The sequence below is a fragment of the Parasporobacterium paucivorans DSM 15970 genome, assembly GCF_900141895.1.
Lineage (GTDB): Bacteria > Bacillota > Clostridia > Lachnospirales > Lachnospiraceae > Parasporobacterium > Parasporobacterium paucivorans.
This window is the reverse complement of sequence record NZ_FQYT01000005.1, coordinates 42,782-60,902: the sequence shown is the minus strand read 5'-3', so window position 1 is coordinate 60,902 and position 18,121 is coordinate 42,782. Positions and strand designations below refer to the sequence as shown.

Below are 18,121 nucleotides of genomic sequence, written 5' to 3'. Positions count from 1 at the left end.
CAGCTCGCTCTTACAAATTCTAATTTATATGTTTGATTATAAATAATACTTTAGTCGCAATAATCTAATTCGTCTTAACTATAAATTAAAATTATGATGACCATAATAAAAAGCTATCATTTTTTATTATTTTATCAACTGTTTCTTCCACATTCAATAAAGTTGTATCAAGATAATATTTTTCATTATAATCCTGCATTATAAACTCATTTAATAATATAATAGAGCGTTCGCCCATCTGATAGTCCAAGGGACGCATCTTATCACGTTTTATTAAAGTTTCTTCATTAGTTATCATAATACACAACTTTATCTTTGTATCTTTAACTTTGTTTTTTATGTATTCTATGTCTAAAGGCGTACAGATATAATTAAATACCACATCATATCCTCTATTTAAAAAATTCATAATTAAATCTACACAATTTTCCCAAAATACTTCTAAATGATTGCCCTCAAGCCACGGTTTTACATATCCTCCACATACCAAGTGGTATATATCGTCTCCTTCAATTAGTGCTGATTTTTCCATTTTTTCTGCTAAAGCTTTAGAAATCGTTGATTTACCTACACCTGCTGGGCCAGTAATGATATATAAACAACTCATTTATTTTCCTCCATTGGTACAATGTAAGCAAATGGCAGCAAATCTCCTACTGCTATCATTTCAGGACACGCACCATGAAATGAAATCCTCTCTTGAACAGTATCTTATTTTACTCCAAAAAATACCCTCGATATTTTCCCATGAACATATATCGAGGGCTAAGGTCGAGTGGACAGCTGTCGCTTGGTCAGTTCTAATCTGCTCTCGTCGTCCCTTCGGTCCTGGACAGCAGAACAACTGACTCAACGTGCACCGTCCCCGGGAAATTGTCTACGGGCTGTACTTCCCGTACTTCATATCCCTGGGCTGTCATATATTTAAGATCCCTTGCCAGGGTGGCTGGATTGCAGCTGACATACACCATCCTGGACGGGCCAACTTCCACGATTGCTTTCAGAAGCTTCTCGTCGCAGCCCTTCCGGGGAGGATCCACTACCACCACATCCGGAATTCTACCTTCTTCTTTACACATCTGAGGAAATACTTCCTCGGATTTTCCCAGGATGAACTCCACATTTTCTATCTGATTTGCTGACGCATTTTTTTTGGCATCTTCAATTGCCTGCGGTATGATTTCGACTCCGTATACCTTTGCGGCCTTTCCCGCCAGAAAAAGGGATATGGTTCCAATTCCGCAGTAGAGGTCCCATACCGTCTCTCTGCCGGTCAGTCCCGCATATTCAAGGGCTTTTTTGTATATTTCCAGGGTCTGGACCGGGTTGACCTGGTAAAAGGATAAGGGCGATATCTCGAAACGCAGGTCTCCTATGTAATCCGTAATGGTTTCTTTTCCATACAGGTGGATTATCCTGCTGCCCATGATGACATTCGTCTTATCACGGTTTATGCTCAGGGAGATTCCCGCCATCCCCTCCACTTTCTCCAGCCTCCCAATCAAATCCTCGCTGAAGGGAAGGGACGAGCCGTTTATCACGAGGCACACCATGATTTCACCGGTCGAAAACGCGTTTCGGATTAAGATATGCCGGACCAGGCCTCCGTGGGATATTTCATCGTAGGCACCTATTCCATTATCCCTCATGAAGTCCTTGATAATCTGTATGATTTTGGCATTGATTCGGGGGGCTATGGCACAATCGGCCGTATCGATAATGGAATGGGTCCTGCCCGCATAAAATCCGGTCACAATTTCTCCCCGGCTGTTTTGTCCCACGGGGAACTGGGTCTTGTTGCGGTACCGAAAAGGATTTTCCATCCCGATAATAGGATGAAGCGTGTATCCGGACAGCCCTCCCAGACGCCTTAAGTTATTGTCCACAAGATTTTGCTTGTATTGCAGCTGCCTTTCATAAGAAAGAGACTGCAGCTGGCAGCCTCCGCACTGTTCCGAAACATCGCACTGCGCCTCCACACGGTAGGGGGAGGGTGTCAGGATTCTTTCCACTCTGGCGAAGCCGTAGTTTTTATTGGCTTTTAAGACTTTTGCCTCAATCCGGTCACCGTCCAGGGCTCCTTTGACAAAGAAAGTATATCCGTCCAGTTTTCCGATTCCTTCGCCCTCTACCCCCATATCCTCTATTGTCAGTTCAATTATTTCATTTTTTTTGTACATGATTATTTTCCCGTTCTCCTGATGTTGGATTCAAGCCAGCGGTTGTATCCCAGCCAGTCGTCGGAGCCTTCGGAGGCAGGAGAGTTCAGAATCTCTGCCATCGTCTGGAGCTTTGCATCCGTATTGTCTGCAAAATTCAGGGCTATGGCTTCAATGATGGCTGGTTTTTTGGGGGAGCCGTATTCAAATTCCCCATGATGGGAAAGTATGCAGTGCTTCAGTTCATTTTCCAGCTTGCCCGGAAATCCCTCTATTCCTCTTGTCACCCTTCCGATAAGCTCCACACCGATAACGATATGGCCAAGCAGCTGTCCTTCATCGGTGTAATCATTGAACGGGAAGGAAGAAAGTTCCTTTGTCTTTCCGATATCATGAAGTATAGCGGCCGTTATGAGCAGGTCCCTGTTGAGCAGAGGGTACTGTTCACAATAGCAGCTGCACAGCTTCGTGACGGAAAGGGTATGTTCCAGAAGCCCTCCCATAAAGCCATGGTGTACGCTTTTGGCTGCAGAATGCTTTTTGAATATTTTTATAAATGGATCGCTTTCCATGAAGAACTTTCCAAGGAGGCTGCTTAAATGGGGGTTTTTGACGCTGGTGATGTACCCGGTGAGTTCCATGTACATCTCTTCGATGTCCCTGCTGGTTGTAGGCAGGTAGTCGTCCTCCACATATTCTCCTTCACTTGCCCGGTCCACGTGAGTAACGCTGAGCTGCAGGATTCCGTTAAATTTCTTTACGTCTCCCTTTATATGGATAAATTCCATCGCTTCATATTCCTTGATTCCGGGTGAATCCGGCGCCCAGATTTTGGCGTCGATTGTACCTGTCTTATCCTGCAGTATGATAGATTCATACTGACCCCCATTTTTGTTTGTGGCACTGAGCTTCGATTTGCACAAATATATACCCTGTACCCTGTCTCCGTCCCTGAATTCTCCAATATATTTCATTATAAAGTCCTCTTTCTGATAATCTTATCGTTTGCCTAATATTACTGTATATCTGTATTCTTCATATCCATCCCGGACTTTTCGCATTATGGCCACTTCTATTTCATCACCGGGACGTTTTTCTCCCAGTATGTCTTCATAGTTTTGGAAGGTAGATACAGACTTGCCATCCATTCTGACAATGATGTCCCCCCCGGCGATTCCGACTTCAAATGCCGGTGAATTAATCCCGGTGGATTTTACATATATGCCTTGAGGCATTTCTCTGCTGGCCAGATTCCGGATTTCATCCGTTATCTCCTGGCCATTCACACCGAGAAAGACCATCTCTTCCTGTTCGGCGAGGTGATCCATTATTTCCCGTATATCCGAAATATACAGGCCGGCGAGCACCCCTCCCGGATCCTGCTTCTTAGCCACTGGCGAAATCATCCCTATTACTCTGCCCTCCGCGTTGATGATAAACCCGTTTTCCCGGCCGACAGCAGCTGCATCCGTCAGAAGGACTCCGTACGAGTCATCCGTCGTGTGAACGCTGCCGCTCGTAGATGTCAGCAGACAGAGAGTCATATAGACGTTCTCACCGCAAGGATTGCCTACAATGATTGCCGGTGTTCCGGGTTCTGAAGCAGTTGCTTCTCCAATGGGCGCCTCTGTCATCCGCTTTCTAGTGTCACTTTTAAGCTCGTCTGAATCCAATGTCAGAAAGGATATTCCAGAATTTGTGTCATTACCCAGAATTCTGGCCCGGACAACATCGCCATTCTGAAACTTGACCACAATCGTGTCTGCATGCTGTATGGTATCATAATCCGTAAGGATTCTGATTTCTTTCCCAATGCTGACAATAATCCCTGAAGTAACCCCTTCCCCTTCCATGTAGGAATCAATCCAGTCCTCATCACTGACGACGGCGCGGACTGTCACCATGTAGCTTCCGGATTCTTCCCCTATCTCTTTCAACTTCGCATATTGGTCAGTTCCAAGGTTTTTTCCCTGGCTTCCGTCCAGAATCACCTTTAAAGGCTCCCCGGTTTCGTTTTCGGATAAGGTCGACTCGTCAATCGGCCTGTCCCAAAAAAATTGGCCTATCGCCAGAACGGTTCCCGAACCCAAAATAATAAGAGCCATAATTACGAGCAAAGCCTTCTTCATTTTCTGCTTCTTTCGCTTTTTCTTATCAACTATGGTCTCTTTAACATAATTAAATTTATTCTCTTCATAATTATTCATTTTTCAATCCGTCCGCATAATGCAAATAGAAATATTGATGTTTGTCTTATTATAAGTTAAAATAATTTATAAATCAACAAAATGAATTATTAAGGAGAAAGATGAACAAAAAAGTACTATCTACCCTTGAATATAATAAAGTAACGTCCAGACTGGCCGACTTTGCCTCATCCGAATTGGGCAAGCAGCTTTGCCTCGACATGGAACCCCTGGATGACATCGGAACCATTGAGCTTCTGCAGACGCAAACCTCGGATGCACTTTCCTTGATTTGGAAAAAGGGAAGTATCTCCTTCAGAGGCATCCACGATATCACCCCCTCCCTGAAAAGGCTGGGGGTAGGGTCTCCCCTGAACGGCAGGGAGCTTCTCCAGATAAGCTCCCTGCTGAATGTTGCCCTGAAGGTTAAGACATACACCCGCAAGGAGGAAGAAGACATCCCTGACAGCTCCCTGGATGAAATGTTCCGTTCTATAGAGCCCCTGTCCAACCTGAACAACGACATCAAACGCTGTATCGTGTCAGAGGAGGAAGTGGCCGACGATGCGTCACCGGAGCTTAGGACCATCCGCCGGAAGATACGTCAGGCAAATGAGCAGATTCACACCAAACTGAATTCCATGGTGAATTCCACTTCCACAAGGACCTATCTTCAGGATAACGTGGTGACCATGCGGAATGGCCGGTACTGTATACCGGTCCGTCAGGAATACAGGAGTCAGGTTCCCGGTATGATCCACGATCAGTCCTCCAGCGGTTCTACTCTTTTCATTGAACCCATGGCCGTTGTGAAGCTAAACAATGATTTGAAAGAGCTCTTTGCAAAAGAACAGGAAGAAATTGATGCCGTGCTGGCCTCCCTGAGCAACCAGACAGCCGTGTTCTCCGAAGAGCTTGCTTCGGACTTGTCAATTCTGACGGCGCTGGATTTTATTTTTGCCCGGGCTGCCTTTTCAAAGAGCATCAAAGGCAGCCGTCCTTCTTTCAATACGGAGGGAGACGTTTATCTTAAGGATGCACGCCATCCTCTGCTTGATCCCGACCGGGTCGTGCCTATTGATATCTGGCTTGGACGGGACTTTACCATGCTTATCGTGACCGGACCAAATACCGGAGGTAAAACCGTTTCCCTGAAAACGGTTGGGCTTCTGACGCTCATGGGGCAGTCCGGCCTCCATATACCCGCCTTCGATGGTTCCCGTCTGGCTGTATTCAAGGAGGTTTATGCGGATATCGGAGATGAGCAAAGCATTGAACAGAATCTGAGCACATTCTCCTCCCACATGGTCAACACCGTCCGCATACTGGAGCATGCAGATAAGGATTCCCTTGTCCTGTTTGATGAATTGGGAGCCGGAACGGACCCGACGGAAGGGGCCGCCCTGGCCATTGCCATTCTGCATTTCCTGCATAACATGCAGGTTCGCACCATGGTGACTACCCATTACAGTGAGCTCAAGGTTTACGCACTCTCCACGTCCGGCGTGGAAAATGCATGCTGTGAATTCGATGTGGAAACGCTGCAGCCCACCTACCGGCTTCTGATCGGCGTTCCTGGAAAGAGCAACGCCTTTGCAATTTCCCAAAAACTGGGATTGCCGCCATTCATCATAGATGATGCCCGAAACCGAATCGATCAGAACGATATTGCTTTTGAGGATCTTCTGACGGATCTGGAAAACAGCCGGATTACCATCGAAAACGAAAGAATGCAGATCAACGCCTACCGGCAGGAAGCGGAACTACTGAAGAAACAGCTGGAGCAAAAATCCCAGATACTGGAAGAAAAACGCAGGAAAATCCTGAACCAGGCTAACGAGGAAGCTTATCGTGTTCTGCAGGAAGCCAGGGAATTTGCTGATACCTCCATAAAGAACATCCGGAAACTGGCTGCATCTGCCGATACAAAAGAGCTCGACGCTGAACGATCGGCTCTTCGTCAAAAGACGTCCGAAGCCGGCGGCAAACTGGCCATAGGGAACAAGCCAAAACCAAGCAGAAAATACTCCGCAAAGGACTTCAAGCCCGGGGACATGGTCAAAGTATTGAGCCTTGGCCTGACGGGCACGGTCACCACGGTTCCAAACGCACGGGGCAACCTATATGTACAAATGGGCATCCTCCGTTCCCAGGTAAACATCAGCGATCTGGAGCCTGTCGACGAACCAGTCATTTCCGCACCAAATATGCAGATGTCAAGCAGCGGCAAGATTAAAATGTCTAAATCCGAATCGGTTGCGACAGAGATAAAACTGATCGGCATGACCGTGGATGAAGCCATTCCAAACCTCGACAAATACCTGGATGACGCTTACCTTGCCCATCTTCCTTCTGTCCGGGTTGTGCACGGAAGAGGCACCGGTGCCTTACGAAATGCCGTGCACAAGCATTTGAAGAAACTCAATTACGTTAAGTCCTTCCGTCTCGGATCCTTCGGGGAAGGCGACAGCGGGGTAACCATCGTGGAATTCAAATAACAGACGGAGGCATAAAAACTAGTGAAAAAGCAAAAGATAATGATTGTGGATGATGATGCCAGCATTGCTGAGCTGATTTCCCTGTATCTGACCAAAGAATGCTTTGAGACGAAAAAAGTGGCGGACGGTAATGTCGCCCTGAAAGCTTTTGAAACCTTTAAGCCGGATCTGATCCTGTTAGACCTGATGCTTCCCGGAATAGACGGATATGAGGTCTGCAGGGAAATCAGGCGAAACTCCTCAATCCCCATTATCATGCTGTCTGCCAAGACAGAAACCTTTGACAAGGTCCTCGGACTCGAGTTGGGGGCAGATGACTATATCATCAAGCCTTTCGATGCGAAAGAGCTTGTTGCAAGGGTTAAGGCTGTCCTACGGCGAAGCAAAGTGTCTGCAGACCCGGGTCCGCTGCAGCGGCATGACGAATCCGTCCGTCTCCCGGACCTGATTATCAATCTGGGGAATTATTCCGTGACATATATGGGCGGGAATGTGGACATGACCCCCAAGGAAATCGAGCTCCTGTATTTCCTCGCTTCCTCTCCCAATCAGGTATTTACACGGGAACAGCTTCTTGACCACATCTGGGGGTATGAATACATTGGGGACACCCGTACCGTAGATGTACACATCAAACGAATCCGGGAAAAGATAAAGGATCATGACAAATGGGCTCTCATGACAGTATGGGGCATAGGGTACAAATTCATTACCAAATAATTTTCTGAAAGAAGGCAGTACATGAACAGAACCTTATATTCAAATATCCTGCTGGCATACATCCTATTCGCAGTATGCGCCTTTTTGGTCCTCTTCCGCTTTACCTCTGACCGTTTTTATTTACACCTGGTAAAAAATGAAGCGGAAATTATGTATGATAACGCCTATCTCATATCAAGCCAATACGATCTCTACGATATCCAGTCCGGCCCAGAAGATAAAAGGCTGTCAGCTTTCCTCAGCACCATGTCCGGAACCCTGGATGCCCGTATAAGAATCCTGGACGAGTCAGGCACTGTTCTTGTGGACTCGAAAGAGGCCTCCCCTTCGGGCACCATAGTCTCCTTTGACACGTCCTATTTCGAAGGAAATTATTACCGGATCGGGACCTTTTTTGACACCTTCAAAGAAGATGTCCTGAGTGTTTACCTTCCCATAACCGGCAATTATACCACGACAGGCTACATTGTACTTAATGCTTCTCTGGACTCGGTAGTGCCAGAGCAGGAGTACATTCTGGGGCAGATTTATATTTCATTCCTGATTATTCTTCTGTTATCTCTGGTATTTCTTGTGATTTTTTATCTGATGGTATATAAGCCGATCAGGAAGATCTGTGGCGCCTTAAGTGAATATGCAAAGGGCAACCTGAGCTATCCTCCCCCAGAGATCAAGGCAGATAATGAGTTGGGGATGATTTCCGTATCTCTGGGGCTGGTAGCTTCAGAGCTGAAAACGCTCAAGGTAGAACAGAACAAATTCATCGCAAACGTTTCCCATGATTTCCGTTCCCCGCTCACCTCCATAAAAGGATATATCGAGGCCATGAAAGATGGCACCATTCCTCCGGAAATGCAGGAAAAATATCTGGATACGGTGCTCTTTGAGACTCAAAGACTGACCAAGCTGACGGAAAGCATCCTGTCCCTGAACACCGGTGAAAAAGCGGGAAGCCGTCTCCGTTATCAGGTTTTTGATATTAATACCATTGTCAAGCACACTGTAGAAGCCTTGGAAGGCATTTGCCAGAAAAAGAAAATAACGGTCCACCTCACCTTTGAGGAGCGCAGCTATATGGTTTGGGCTGATATGGAAAAAATCCAGCAGGTCGTTTATAACCTGGTGGATAACGCAGTTAAATTCAGCAATGCCAAATCAAAAATCAATATAAGCGTATATGATAAGGGTGAAAAAGTATTCGTATCCGTAAAGGATAACGGAGTCGGCATTCCAAAAGAAAATCTGAACAAAATATGGGAGCGCTTCTTTAAGACAGATCAATCCAGGGGACGCGACAAGACCGGAACCGGCCTGGGGCTTGCCATTACCAAGGAGATTATCCAGGAACACAATGAGAATATCAATGTCATCAGTACGAAAAATGTAGGAAGCGAATTCATCTTCACCCTGCAGAAATCAAAGAAAAAAGCCTGACGAATTATTTCCAGTCATAATTCGTCAGGCTTCCCTTCATCTGCATTCCGGGAAAATTATTTTGTCTCAGAGCTTCGTACAGGACAATCGCTACTGAATTGGACAGGTTCAAAGAGCGGATAGTCGGCATCATCGGAATGCGGATAGCCCGGTCGGGATGCTGCGCCAGTATCTCTTCCGGAATCCCCGCACTTTCCTTTCCGAACATGATATAACTGTCCGGGCTGTAATGCACCTGGGAATAATCATTGGGTGCCTTCGTGGAGCCCAGGTATATGTCCAGTCCTGGATTCTTTTCCATAAAATCCCGGTAACTATCGTACACATGCAGATCCAATGCATCCCAGTAATCAAGACCGGAACGCTTTATCATCTTTTCATCCAGGCGGAACCCCAGAGGTTCTATCAGATGAAGCCTGGCACCCGCTGCAACGCAGGTTCTTCCTATATTCCCCGTGTTCATTGGAATCTCCGGCTCCAACAGTACTATGTTCATCATTTCTTTTCTTCGTCCATTCTCTTGATGAATTTATCCAGACGGCCGAGAGCCTCTTTCAGGGCTTCCAGCGAATATGCGTAGGATATTCTCAGGAAACCTTCCCCGCAGTCGCCAAACGCGGTGCCTGGTACTACCGCGACCTTTTCCTCCTGTAAAAGTCTCGTGGCAAATTCATCGCTTGTCATTCCGAAACGCTTAATATTAGGGAACATATAAAAGGCTCCGAAAGGCTCAAAGCACTGGAGGTTCATTTTTTTGAATTCATTGATAAGGAAACGCCTTCTCTGGTTATAGCTTTCCCTCATCTCCTGTACGTCGTCATCACCATTTTTGAGGGCCTCCACAGCTGCATACTGGCTGGTGGTCGGTGCGCACATAATTGCAAACTGGTGGATCTTCAGCATCTGTTCAATAATCAGTTCTGGACCGGCCGCGTATCCCAGTCTCCATCCGGTCATAGCATAGGCCTTCGAAAAACCGTTGATTACAATGGTTCTTTCCTTCATTCCCGGAATAGATGCTATGGAAACATGGTGGGTTCCATAGGTCAGTTCTGCATAAATCTCATCCGACAGAACAAAGATATCCTTTTCGATACATATTTTCGCAATATCCTCCAGCTCTTCCTTTTCCATGATTGCGCCGGTAGGGTTGTTTGGGAAAGGAAGAATCAGCAGTTTTGTTTTTGGAGTGATGTTATCCAGCAGCTGCTGCTTTGTCAGTTTGAAATTATCCTTTTCCTGCAGTTCAATCGGAACCGGTTTGCCAAGAACAAGCTGTACACAGGGAAGATAGGACACATAAGACGGCTGCGGTATCAGCACTTCATCTCCCGGATCGATCATGGCACGGACTGCCAGATCAATCGCTTCGCTTCCTCCTACGGTAACGATGACCTCCTTATTGTAATCATAAGAAAGACCGAAACGTCTATCCAGATAACGGCTTATCTCCACTTTAAGCTCCTTCAGACCCGCATTGGAGGTGTAGAAGGTGCGCCCCTTTTCCAGGGAATAGATGCCTTCCTCCCTGATATGCCAGGGAGTATCAAAATCCGGTTCGCCTACCCCCAGGGATATAGCGTCCTTCATTTCACTTACAATATCAAAAAATTTTCTGATACCCGACGGTTGAATCCCAACCACAGTATTTGACAATGGATTTCTCAAAACGTAAACAGCATCCTTTCATCTTTTTTGGGATCCGAAATAACCGTCCCATGGTCTTTGTATTTTTTCAGGACAAAGTGTGTTGCACAGCTTTGTATCGCATCCATAGGTGCCAGTTTGTCGGAAACAAAGCTTGCCACCTCTTTCATTGTCCTTCCTTCCACTATAACCGTAAAATCAAAACCGCCGGACATGAGGTACACAGAATCCACTTCATTGTAATTATATATCCTTTCCGCAAGCTTATCAAAGCCAAGACCTCTCTGTGGTGTGACTTTCACCTCTATGAGGGCTATAACCTTTTCTTCCTCCATATTGTCCCAATTTATCAGGGTATGGTAACCGCATATTATGTTTTCTTTCTCCATTTCCCGGATTTCATTTATGACCGTTTCTTCCGATTCTCCCAGAAGAACTGCCAGCTCCTTGAAATCAATTCTGCTGTTTTTCTCAATAATTGATAATATTTTTTCTCTCATGGCGAATGTTTTCTCCTTTGCTATATGAGTTTTTCAATTTCATCATTCAGTGGCGGCATCAGATATCTTTCTTCTCCGTCGTTAACAATTACACGGTCATTGCCTGGGGTCAATCTGCCGATGACACTGGCAGGTATATCCTCTTTCTCAAGCTCATGGACCAGGGCTTCCCCGTCATCTGCAATCATCAGCAGGGAACCTTCCGATAGAAGCTGATAGGGGTTCAGACCAAACAGTTCGCAGACCTCTATGGTCTCCTGCCTGATGTTTATCTTTTTCAATTCTACCCGTATTCCTGTCTTTGCGGCGGTTCCTAAATCCCAAAGGGCCCCAAAAACCCCAAATTCTCTTACGTTCTGCATGGCTGTAACCCCATGCCTTCCCGCGGCTGCAGCCTCGCGGGCTACGGAAAATTCAGTCTTGTACCGGTTGATATCCATTATGAACCGCTGCGAAAATCTTGCCTCCAGGGCTGCCTTCTTCATCTGTCCAATCAGCCAGGTTCCTTCCATTCCAGCATGCTTGCTCATGACTATATCCTGACCCGGTCTGCAGTCAGAAAGGCTTAGAAGTCTCCCTTCCTGTGCCTTTCCCAGACCCGTCAGATTAATGACCGGTCTCACCACATTGTCTGTTACTTCTCCGTTGACGCTTAAAATCGGCATCCCCTGTCTCGCGCACTCATCATCAAAGCTGTGGATTGCGGATTTCAGCTCACCCTCCGTATAGCCCGGAGGGTAAAGGAGGTTAATGATAACCCCGAGGGGTTCGGCCCCTCGGGATCGTATTTCGTTCACTACAGATATGATTCCAATCGATTCTGCATCCGCACCGATATTCCGGCTTGAGAATCCGGCCGTAACCAATGTATTCCCATCGCCGGAAATACGCATGGCGCTGCTGGTTCCCGGCAGGGTAACCCCTTGGAGGACTTCAGGCTTTTTAAAATGGATCCCCTTGATTATCGAGCGCTTATAAACCGTCTCGGAAATTTTTCCCTGCTTCATGTGATTCCTTTCGAACTGCCTCTGCCGTTATATCTCCGGTGTCGTTGTTTCCGGTGTTGTTGTTTCCGGAGGCGGTGCCGGTGTTGTCGTTTCCGGTGCCGGTGTCGTTGCTTCCGGCGCTGGCGCCGCTGCCCCGGTTCCTACCGTTACCAGTGCCGGAGAAGCGCTATATGAGCTCTTATTTACCTGCTCCACACTCTGCTGCACTCCGTTCAGATATACATATTTCCAGAGTTTTGCCACATATCCGGTGTGTCCGCTTGCGGTAACTGCCCTATAGCCCACAGGTTTTGAAGGATCTTCTGTAATAGCTTCTCCGTATGGAGTAACGCTGATGGTTTCGCTGATGAATTGTATTGTTCTGGCCGGATCCCTTGTTTCATACCCATACAGGTTGAAAGTAAGGCTTCCACTGGCCGAGAATATCGCTTCAATGTAGATTGGAGTATCCGTATTGTTTCTGAATTTCAAATCTTTCCAGGTTCCCGCGATGGCTGCATCGGCCGCCAGAGGAACATAGCCTACTGACATCGAATGGTTGGATCTCTCCACCACTTCCAGCTCAGCTCTAAGCACTGCATTATATAGCGTAGTGGATACCTGACAGACGCCTCCGCCAATACTGTCCACCACCCTGCCATTTTCATAGGAGCCTGCCGGATAGTATCCGTTACCCGTGGTGAATGGACTCATGGCCGCATTGGCTGAAAACGTTTCTCCCGGATATACCACGGTTGCATTGATCAGTCTCGCGGCATTTTTAATATTCTGATTTCGGGCCCACGCCGAAACGCTGAAGCTCGTCGTATAGGACCCGAGCATGTCCCCTACCCTTTCACAAGCCTCCAGGGAAGCCGTTGCAGCATCCGCATTTACAACCAGCACCAAACCTGTGTTTTCATTGTATTGCTTTTCCGTCAAAAATTTTCTTGTTAGTTCTGCCGATGCAGCCTGGTCAAGAGTAACTCCCGTTGCTGCATTTCCCACAACACGGAAGCCTGATCCTTCTTTTACGATGCCCGGATTCATGTGGGCTACGTTGTACTGGGTTCCGTAAGAAGCCATCATTGCAGCCAACGTCCCTTCATCCACAGCAAATTGGGCTTCAAAAACCTTTCCGGTTTTCTCCAGATCCTTCTTATCCTTAAATCTTTTTATTATGTTGCCGGTATTTCCCGTCGCGAGGACTTCAGCCACTACTTCTGGATTTGACCAGACATATCCCAGGCTCTGTAGTGTCGCCGTCGTCTCATTTTCTCCGATTTTGACCGCAACAGTCTTTCCCAGCACACCATTTACATACGTATCTACAGCTGTCTGTAACTCTTCCTTCGAAAGTCCTCCCAGATCCATGCCATCCATTGATACGCCTTTGTTTACCACGGTGGGAGCCACCACACCGCCCAGGTCCTGTGTCACCGATGTTTCTTCCGAAGCGGTTTCTGTCGCAAGCACCGGAATGGACATAAGCAGAACCATACAGAACAGCAAAACAATCCGACTAAATCTTTTTCTCATCAAAAAATCCTTCCCTTCAAGATCAATATAATGCCGGCAAAACGGCTGTCAATACCATCGCAAGTACAATAAGTATGATGATTATGCCTGATATTGCTTTTTTTGTTTTTTTATTATTAAAATTCAACATTGTTTCCCTCTCGTACTTTTAATCAACTAATATCAGAGTAGATTATAACACAATCAATATCAAAATCCCATCGTTTACATCTATTTCATTCTGCCATAATTCAGAATTATTTTGTCGATAATTCTGGAAGCCTCGTTTTTACTGAGCTTATCTACTTCATACTCCTCCAACAGATTATGATGATTAATCAGGGCTCCCAAAAATGCTTTTTGCTTAGGAGTGATGGGACAGATTTTGGCACCTTTATAGCTGAGCTTTTCCACCTCAAATATTTGAGGATTTTCACCACCATACCTTTCCAGCAGGCATCTGTACAAGAGACTTGCCGCATTGGCATCATTGCATGCCCGGTGGTGCTGATCATCCTTGATATCGAAGACTTTGCAGAGGTAATCAAGGTTTCTTTTTTCAAAATCTGGCAGAAGCTTCCTGGCAATCTTCAAGGTGTCCAGTCCGGAAGCCTCGAAATCCATACTGAGATTCAGGAAGTTCTGTTTAAGAAAACTATAGTCAAACCGGATATTGTGCCCCAGCAGAACCATGTCCCCACAAAAATCAGCCAGTTCTCCCATAACTTCCCCCACGGCCGGGGCTTCCAGCACCATTTCGTCCGTAATGCCTGTTATCTGAGTGATCCTCCAGGGAATATCCATTCCCGGATTTATCAGGGTGGTGAACGTCTGCACCACTTCAAACCCAACTACCTTTATGGCTCCAATTTCAATCAGTTTATCCGAAACCGGATTCAGACCGGTGGTTTCCACATCAACTGCCACATAATCACATATCATCTTTCCGTCCTGTTACCTTCCTTCCTTCTCTGCAGTATCCTGCAAGAAAGCATTCCCCGCATTTGGGTTTTCTAGCAGTACAAATGGTCCTTCCGTGGGCAATGATCTGGGTATTGTAGCTTATCCAATGATCTTTTGGCAGAACCTTCATCAGCTCGAATTCTATCTTTTCCGGATCCTCCTGGTCAGTAAATCCGAGTTTCTTCGATATCCGCTTTACGTGGGTGTCTACAACAATGCTTGGCTCACCGTAAATATTTCCACGGATAACATTTGCCGTCTTCCTGCCGACCCCGGGAAGGGATGTAAGTTCTTCCATGGTCCGGGGAACTTCTCCTTCGAATTTCTCCAGCAGCATATTCGTGCTGGCAAGAATGTTTTTCGCCTTGTTTCTGTAAAACCCGGTTGAGAATATATCCTGCTCCAGCTCACTTATGTCTGCAGCGGCCAGCTTTTCAAGGGTATCATATTTTTTAAAGAGCTCCTTTGTTACCTGATTGACTCTGTCGTCGGTACATTGGGCGCTGAGTATGGTGGCCGTCAGCAGCTGCCAAGCATTCTCATGGGAAAGATAGCATCTGTATTCCGCCCCATAATAATCATCCAACAGTTGAAGAATTTCCCTGATATATTTCGCCATGTTTCTGCTCCTCTTCCTACAGGTTCACTACATACAGCTTTGCCTGATTGGTCATTTCGTCTTTGTTCCGATAATCAAAGAGTATGCCCGTCACCGATCCATCGTCGCTTCCCGTCTCCACAAATCTGAAGATATCCCGTTCAAATACCTCTATATGCGTCATTCTGGCAATCTGCTTCGAATCAAATTCTTCATATCCTCTGAGATATTGCGAAACTTTATCCGTATCCCGGTAAAAATTCTTTATATCCTCTTTAAAGCGGTCCTGGTTTTTTGCAAACCCGGGTCTGCTCTTCAGATTTTCTCTCAAATACAGATCCAGAGTCAGCAGTTCCCTGTAAATTTCTTCCTTATTCGCATCAATTGCAGACCGCAGGAGACATTCATAATAGTCACCCCTGGAATGCTTCATATAGCGGTTCATTTCCTTCAGGGCGACAGCAAGCATCCTATACATCTCAAAAGGGCTTTCAAAGCTCCTCTCCAGACACCTGAGCGTGTTCACGAACTGGCCGCTGTTATAATAGATTTCCAGCGCCTCTTCCACTCCTTTGAGAGCATCCAGTTCATCATAGGTCAGCCATTTCGTCTGCATGACCTCATAAGGAGGGGCAGACTGGGAAATGAGGCCGTATTCCGACGCTTTGTCGTGCATTTTTGAACCTCTCAGCACCTTCAGGAATCCCAGCTGCAGCATATCCGGTCTGAGGCTGTACACTTCGTCAAAAGACCTGCCGAAGCTGTCAAAGGATTCGAAAGGCAGGCCCGCAATCAGGTCGAGATGCTGATGTATATTTTTAAAGGATCGGATTCGAACGGTTGCCTCTTTGACTTTATCCAGATCCATCCTCCTGTCGATTTCCCCCAGCGTCGCTTGATTGGCCGTCTGCACTCCTGTTTCAAGCTGGATCAGGCCCTTGCGCATCCTTGAAAGAAGGTGCAGCTGTTCCTCATCCAGTAAATCCGCTGAAATTTCAAAATGAAAATTGGTTATCCCATTGTCATTTTCCAAAAGGAATGTCCAGACCGCGTCTGCATGCCTCTTGTCCGCATTGAATGTCCTGTCCACGAATTTGACCTGTCTGACCCGGCTGGACAGAAAGAACTCCAAATCCTTTTTTACCTTCTCAACACTTCTGAACCGCAGCTTCTTCTCTATGGACGAAAGACAATAGCTGCAGGAAAACGGGCAGCCCCTGCTGCTTTCATAATATATTATCCTGTGTTCAAAATCCGAAAGATCCCCATAAGCAAACTCCAGGCCGTCCATGTTCAGTACATCCCTGAAACCCGTATCCACGATTGAGGAACCCTCCCTTAGGACGATTCCATTCACGTCCTTCAGGCTTTTTCCTTTTCCGTCATAAAACCTGAGGAGTTCATAAAAAGTGTGCTCCCCTTCACCCAGCATGATTCCATCCAGCTCCTGATTTTCCTCCAGAAGTTTTTTTGCATTATAAAAAGCTTCCGGACCCCCAAGCCAAATCCTGGTTACCGGAAGAATCTTTCTGATATCCCTGACAACCCGCATGGTCTGCTCGATGTTCCAAATATAGCAGGAAAATGCAAGAACATCCGGACCCGACACATAGAGCTGTCTGACGATGTCTTCGTTTTTCTGGTTTATCGTATATTCTTCTATGCTTATGTCATTTTTATATTCTGCCGCATTTGCTTTCAGGCTGTAAACAGCCAGACACGAGTGAATATATTTTGCATTCAGGGCTGCAAGAACAACTTTCATGGCCACCTCCCGAAATTTGGTAACAAAAAATGCCCAGAACCGGAATCGAACCAGTGACACGAGGATTTTCAGTCCTCTGCTCTACCGACTGAGCTATCTGGGCAGTCATGATGACAAACCGATTGTAAAATATTTTTCTACCTTTGTCAACCAATTTAAGGCCTTCCATTTAAAATGAGACAGCCCCGGAAGGCTGTCCGCATACATCGTTTTTTAGAAGTTATCCTTTTCCTCGGCATAGATTTCCGGAAGAAAATTCGCAAGATTCGTGTATTCCTTTATATTGTGCTGGAACAGTTTTCTGGTGACAATTTCGGGAATTGCTTGTCCTTCCGGAACCACTTTAATGAATTCACCGTCCTTTGCCGTGTATCCGATCCAGAAACGGGATTCAAACATCACACCGCCTTCCACCGGATACCATTTATGCACCATGATGGCAGGAGTTCCGATGCCATAACCGCATACGAGGGAAGCACACTTTTCAGTGCCAAGTATACTTTCATCAAATCCCATGTCTTTAGGGCGTTTGAAGCAAAGCAAAAGCGGCTCCGGACCGGACCCGATGTCCTCCAGTATCTGATGGTTCACTCCCCAGGTTTTCTGGCTGTTCGGCACATTCGGGTCTACAACATATTCCACCTTATCTGCTTTTGCGAAGTAATGATCTTCATTATCCCATATTTTATATCGCAGATCAGAGCCAACGCTATGCCATGGAAACCACCAGTCCAGCATCTCACCGGTAACTCCCTGCATAAATGTCTTATTCGCCACAAGTCCTGTTCCATTTTCCATTACACAGAATCCAACCTCAAATCCGGGCGCTTCTCCAGACAGGTATTTATTCCTGTCTTCTAATTTTACTCCGTTTCGGGGATCATTCTGAGGACCCTCCCCGATTTTTACTTTTTCAGCCGGTGCCTCTGCCATTTCGCGGTTGAAATATTTGTAATATGGCAATGCCTTTTCTTCCCTGGTTACAGCTACTTTTTTCATTGAATCGTCTCCTTTATATTTCTTTCTGTAATTTTAACACGAAGGACCTCAAAGTAAAAATATCTATATGGCATTATTTAATAACATATCTGTATATATAATTGTATTTAATTAAATATTTGTTATAATAAAACAAAGGAGGTCACCC

At 46.1% G+C, this 18,121-nt stretch carries 16 protein-coding genes and 1 tRNA gene; 3 read left to right on the top strand and 14 right to left on the bottom strand.

Annotated features, from left to right (window positions below):
* Positions 1-91: 91 nt before the first annotated feature.
* The 4 genes from BUA79_RS03015 to BUA79_RS03000 all read right to left on the bottom strand — a co-directional run bounded on the left by BUA79_RS03015 (position 92) and on the right by BUA79_RS03000 (position 4,366).
* Entirely contained in the window at positions 92-607 is a 516-nt protein-coding gene (locus BUA79_RS03015; RefSeq protein ID WP_073992881.1) for an AAA family ATPase, read from the bottom strand.
* 193 nt (positions 608-800) lie between these two features.
* Positions 801-2,180, bottom strand: a complete 1,380-nt coding sequence (gene rlmD, locus BUA79_RS03010; RefSeq protein WP_073992880.1) for a 23S rRNA (uracil(1939)-C(5))-methyltransferase RlmD — start codon at positions 2,178-2,180, stop codon at positions 801-803.
* A 2-nt stretch (positions 2,181-2,182) separates the two neighbouring features.
* Positions 2,183-3,133 (bottom strand): 3'-5' exoribonuclease YhaM family protein, encoded by a 951-nt coding sequence (locus BUA79_RS03005; RefSeq protein WP_073992879.1) that lies wholly within the window; start codon positions 3,131-3,133, stop codon positions 2,183-2,185.
* Positions 3,134-3,157: 24 nt separating this feature from the next.
* Entirely contained in the window at positions 3,158-4,366 is a 1,209-nt protein-coding gene (locus tag BUA79_RS03000; protein ID WP_073992878.1) for a S1C family serine protease, read from the bottom strand.
* Positions 4,367-4,467: 101 nt separating this feature from the next.
* On the opposite strand from BUA79_RS03000, the gene BUA79_RS02995 reads away from it, so the two are divergent.
* The 3 genes from BUA79_RS02995 to BUA79_RS02985 are packed head-to-tail and all read left to right on the top strand — an operon-like array spanning position 4,468 to position 8,997.
* The gene (locus BUA79_RS02995; protein WP_073992877.1) at positions 4,468-6,843 is read left to right on the top strand and encodes an endonuclease MutS2; all 2,376 of its coding nucleotides are present in this window, start codon (positions 4,468-4,470) and stop codon (positions 6,841-6,843) included.
* 39 nt (positions 6,844-6,882) lie between these two features.
* Positions 6,883-7,563, top strand: coding sequence for a response regulator (locus BUA79_RS02990; RefSeq protein ID WP_073992966.1), 681 nt, complete (start codon positions 6,883-6,885; stop codon positions 7,561-7,563).
* A gap of 21 nt (positions 7,564-7,584) precedes the next feature.
* Positions 7,585-8,997: a HAMP domain-containing histidine kinase gene (locus BUA79_RS02985; protein ID WP_073992876.1), complete on the top strand. Its 1,413-nt coding sequence runs from the start codon at positions 7,585-7,587 to the stop codon at positions 8,995-8,997.
* A 4-nt stretch (positions 8,998-9,001) separates the two neighbouring features.
* Here the strand turns inward: BUA79_RS02985 and BUA79_RS02980 are convergent, their stop codons facing one another.
* The 10 genes from BUA79_RS02980 to BUA79_RS02935 form a co-directional block, all read right to left on the bottom strand.
* Positions 9,002-9,496: a tRNA (cytidine(34)-2'-O)-methyltransferase gene (locus tag BUA79_RS02980; protein WP_073992875.1), complete on the bottom strand. Its 495-nt coding sequence runs from the start codon at positions 9,494-9,496 to the stop codon at positions 9,002-9,004.
* A complete protein-coding gene (locus BUA79_RS02975) occupies positions 9,493-10,665 on the bottom strand; it encodes an aminotransferase class I/II-fold pyridoxal phosphate-dependent enzyme (protein ID WP_073992874.1) in 1,173 nt (390 codons plus the stop codon). Before BUA79_RS02975 ends, BUA79_RS02980 begins: the two co-directional genes overlap by 4 nt.
* A complete protein-coding gene (locus tag BUA79_RS02970; protein WP_073992873.1) occupies positions 10,662-11,144 on the bottom strand; it encodes an Lrp/AsnC family transcriptional regulator in 483 nt (160 codons plus the stop codon). The genes BUA79_RS02975 and BUA79_RS02970 overlap by 4 nt, the downstream gene beginning before the upstream one ends.
* 20 nt (positions 11,145-11,164) lie before the next feature.
* Positions 11,165-12,151 carry an AIR synthase-related protein gene (locus BUA79_RS02965; protein ID WP_073992872.1) on the bottom strand — a complete coding sequence of 329 codons (987 nt, stop codon included), beginning with the start codon at positions 12,149-12,151 and terminating at the stop codon, positions 11,165-11,167.
* Between the two features lie 27 nt (positions 12,152-12,178).
* The gene (locus BUA79_RS02960) at positions 12,179-13,669 is read right to left on the bottom strand and encodes a VanW family protein (protein ID WP_073992871.1); all 1,491 of its coding nucleotides are present in this window, start codon (positions 13,667-13,669) and stop codon (positions 12,179-12,181) included.
* Between the two features lie 210 nt (positions 13,670-13,879).
* The gene (locus BUA79_RS02955) at positions 13,880-14,590 is read right to left on the bottom strand and encodes a 3'-5' exonuclease (protein WP_094757271.1); all 711 of its coding nucleotides are present in this window, start codon (positions 14,588-14,590) and stop codon (positions 13,880-13,882) included.
* Complete coding sequence (nth, locus tag BUA79_RS02950) at positions 14,580-15,230, bottom strand: endonuclease III (RefSeq protein ID WP_073992870.1); 651 nt, start codon at positions 15,228-15,230, stop codon at positions 14,580-14,582. The genes BUA79_RS02955 and nth overlap by 11 nt, the downstream gene beginning before the upstream one ends.
* A gap of 16 nt (positions 15,231-15,246) precedes the next feature.
* The gene (locus BUA79_RS02945) at positions 15,247-16,974 is read right to left on the bottom strand and encodes a B12-binding domain-containing radical SAM protein (protein ID WP_073992869.1); all 1,728 of its coding nucleotides are present in this window, start codon (positions 16,972-16,974) and stop codon (positions 15,247-15,249) included.
* Between the two features lie 30 nt (positions 16,975-17,004).
* Positions 17,005-17,077, bottom strand: a tRNA-Phe gene (locus tag BUA79_RS02940).
* 110 nt (positions 17,078-17,187) lie between these two features.
* Positions 17,188-17,973: a DAPG hydrolase family protein gene (locus BUA79_RS02935; RefSeq protein WP_073992868.1), complete on the bottom strand. Its 786-nt coding sequence runs from the start codon at positions 17,971-17,973 to the stop codon at positions 17,188-17,190.
* Positions 17,974-18,121: the final 148 nt, after the last annotated feature.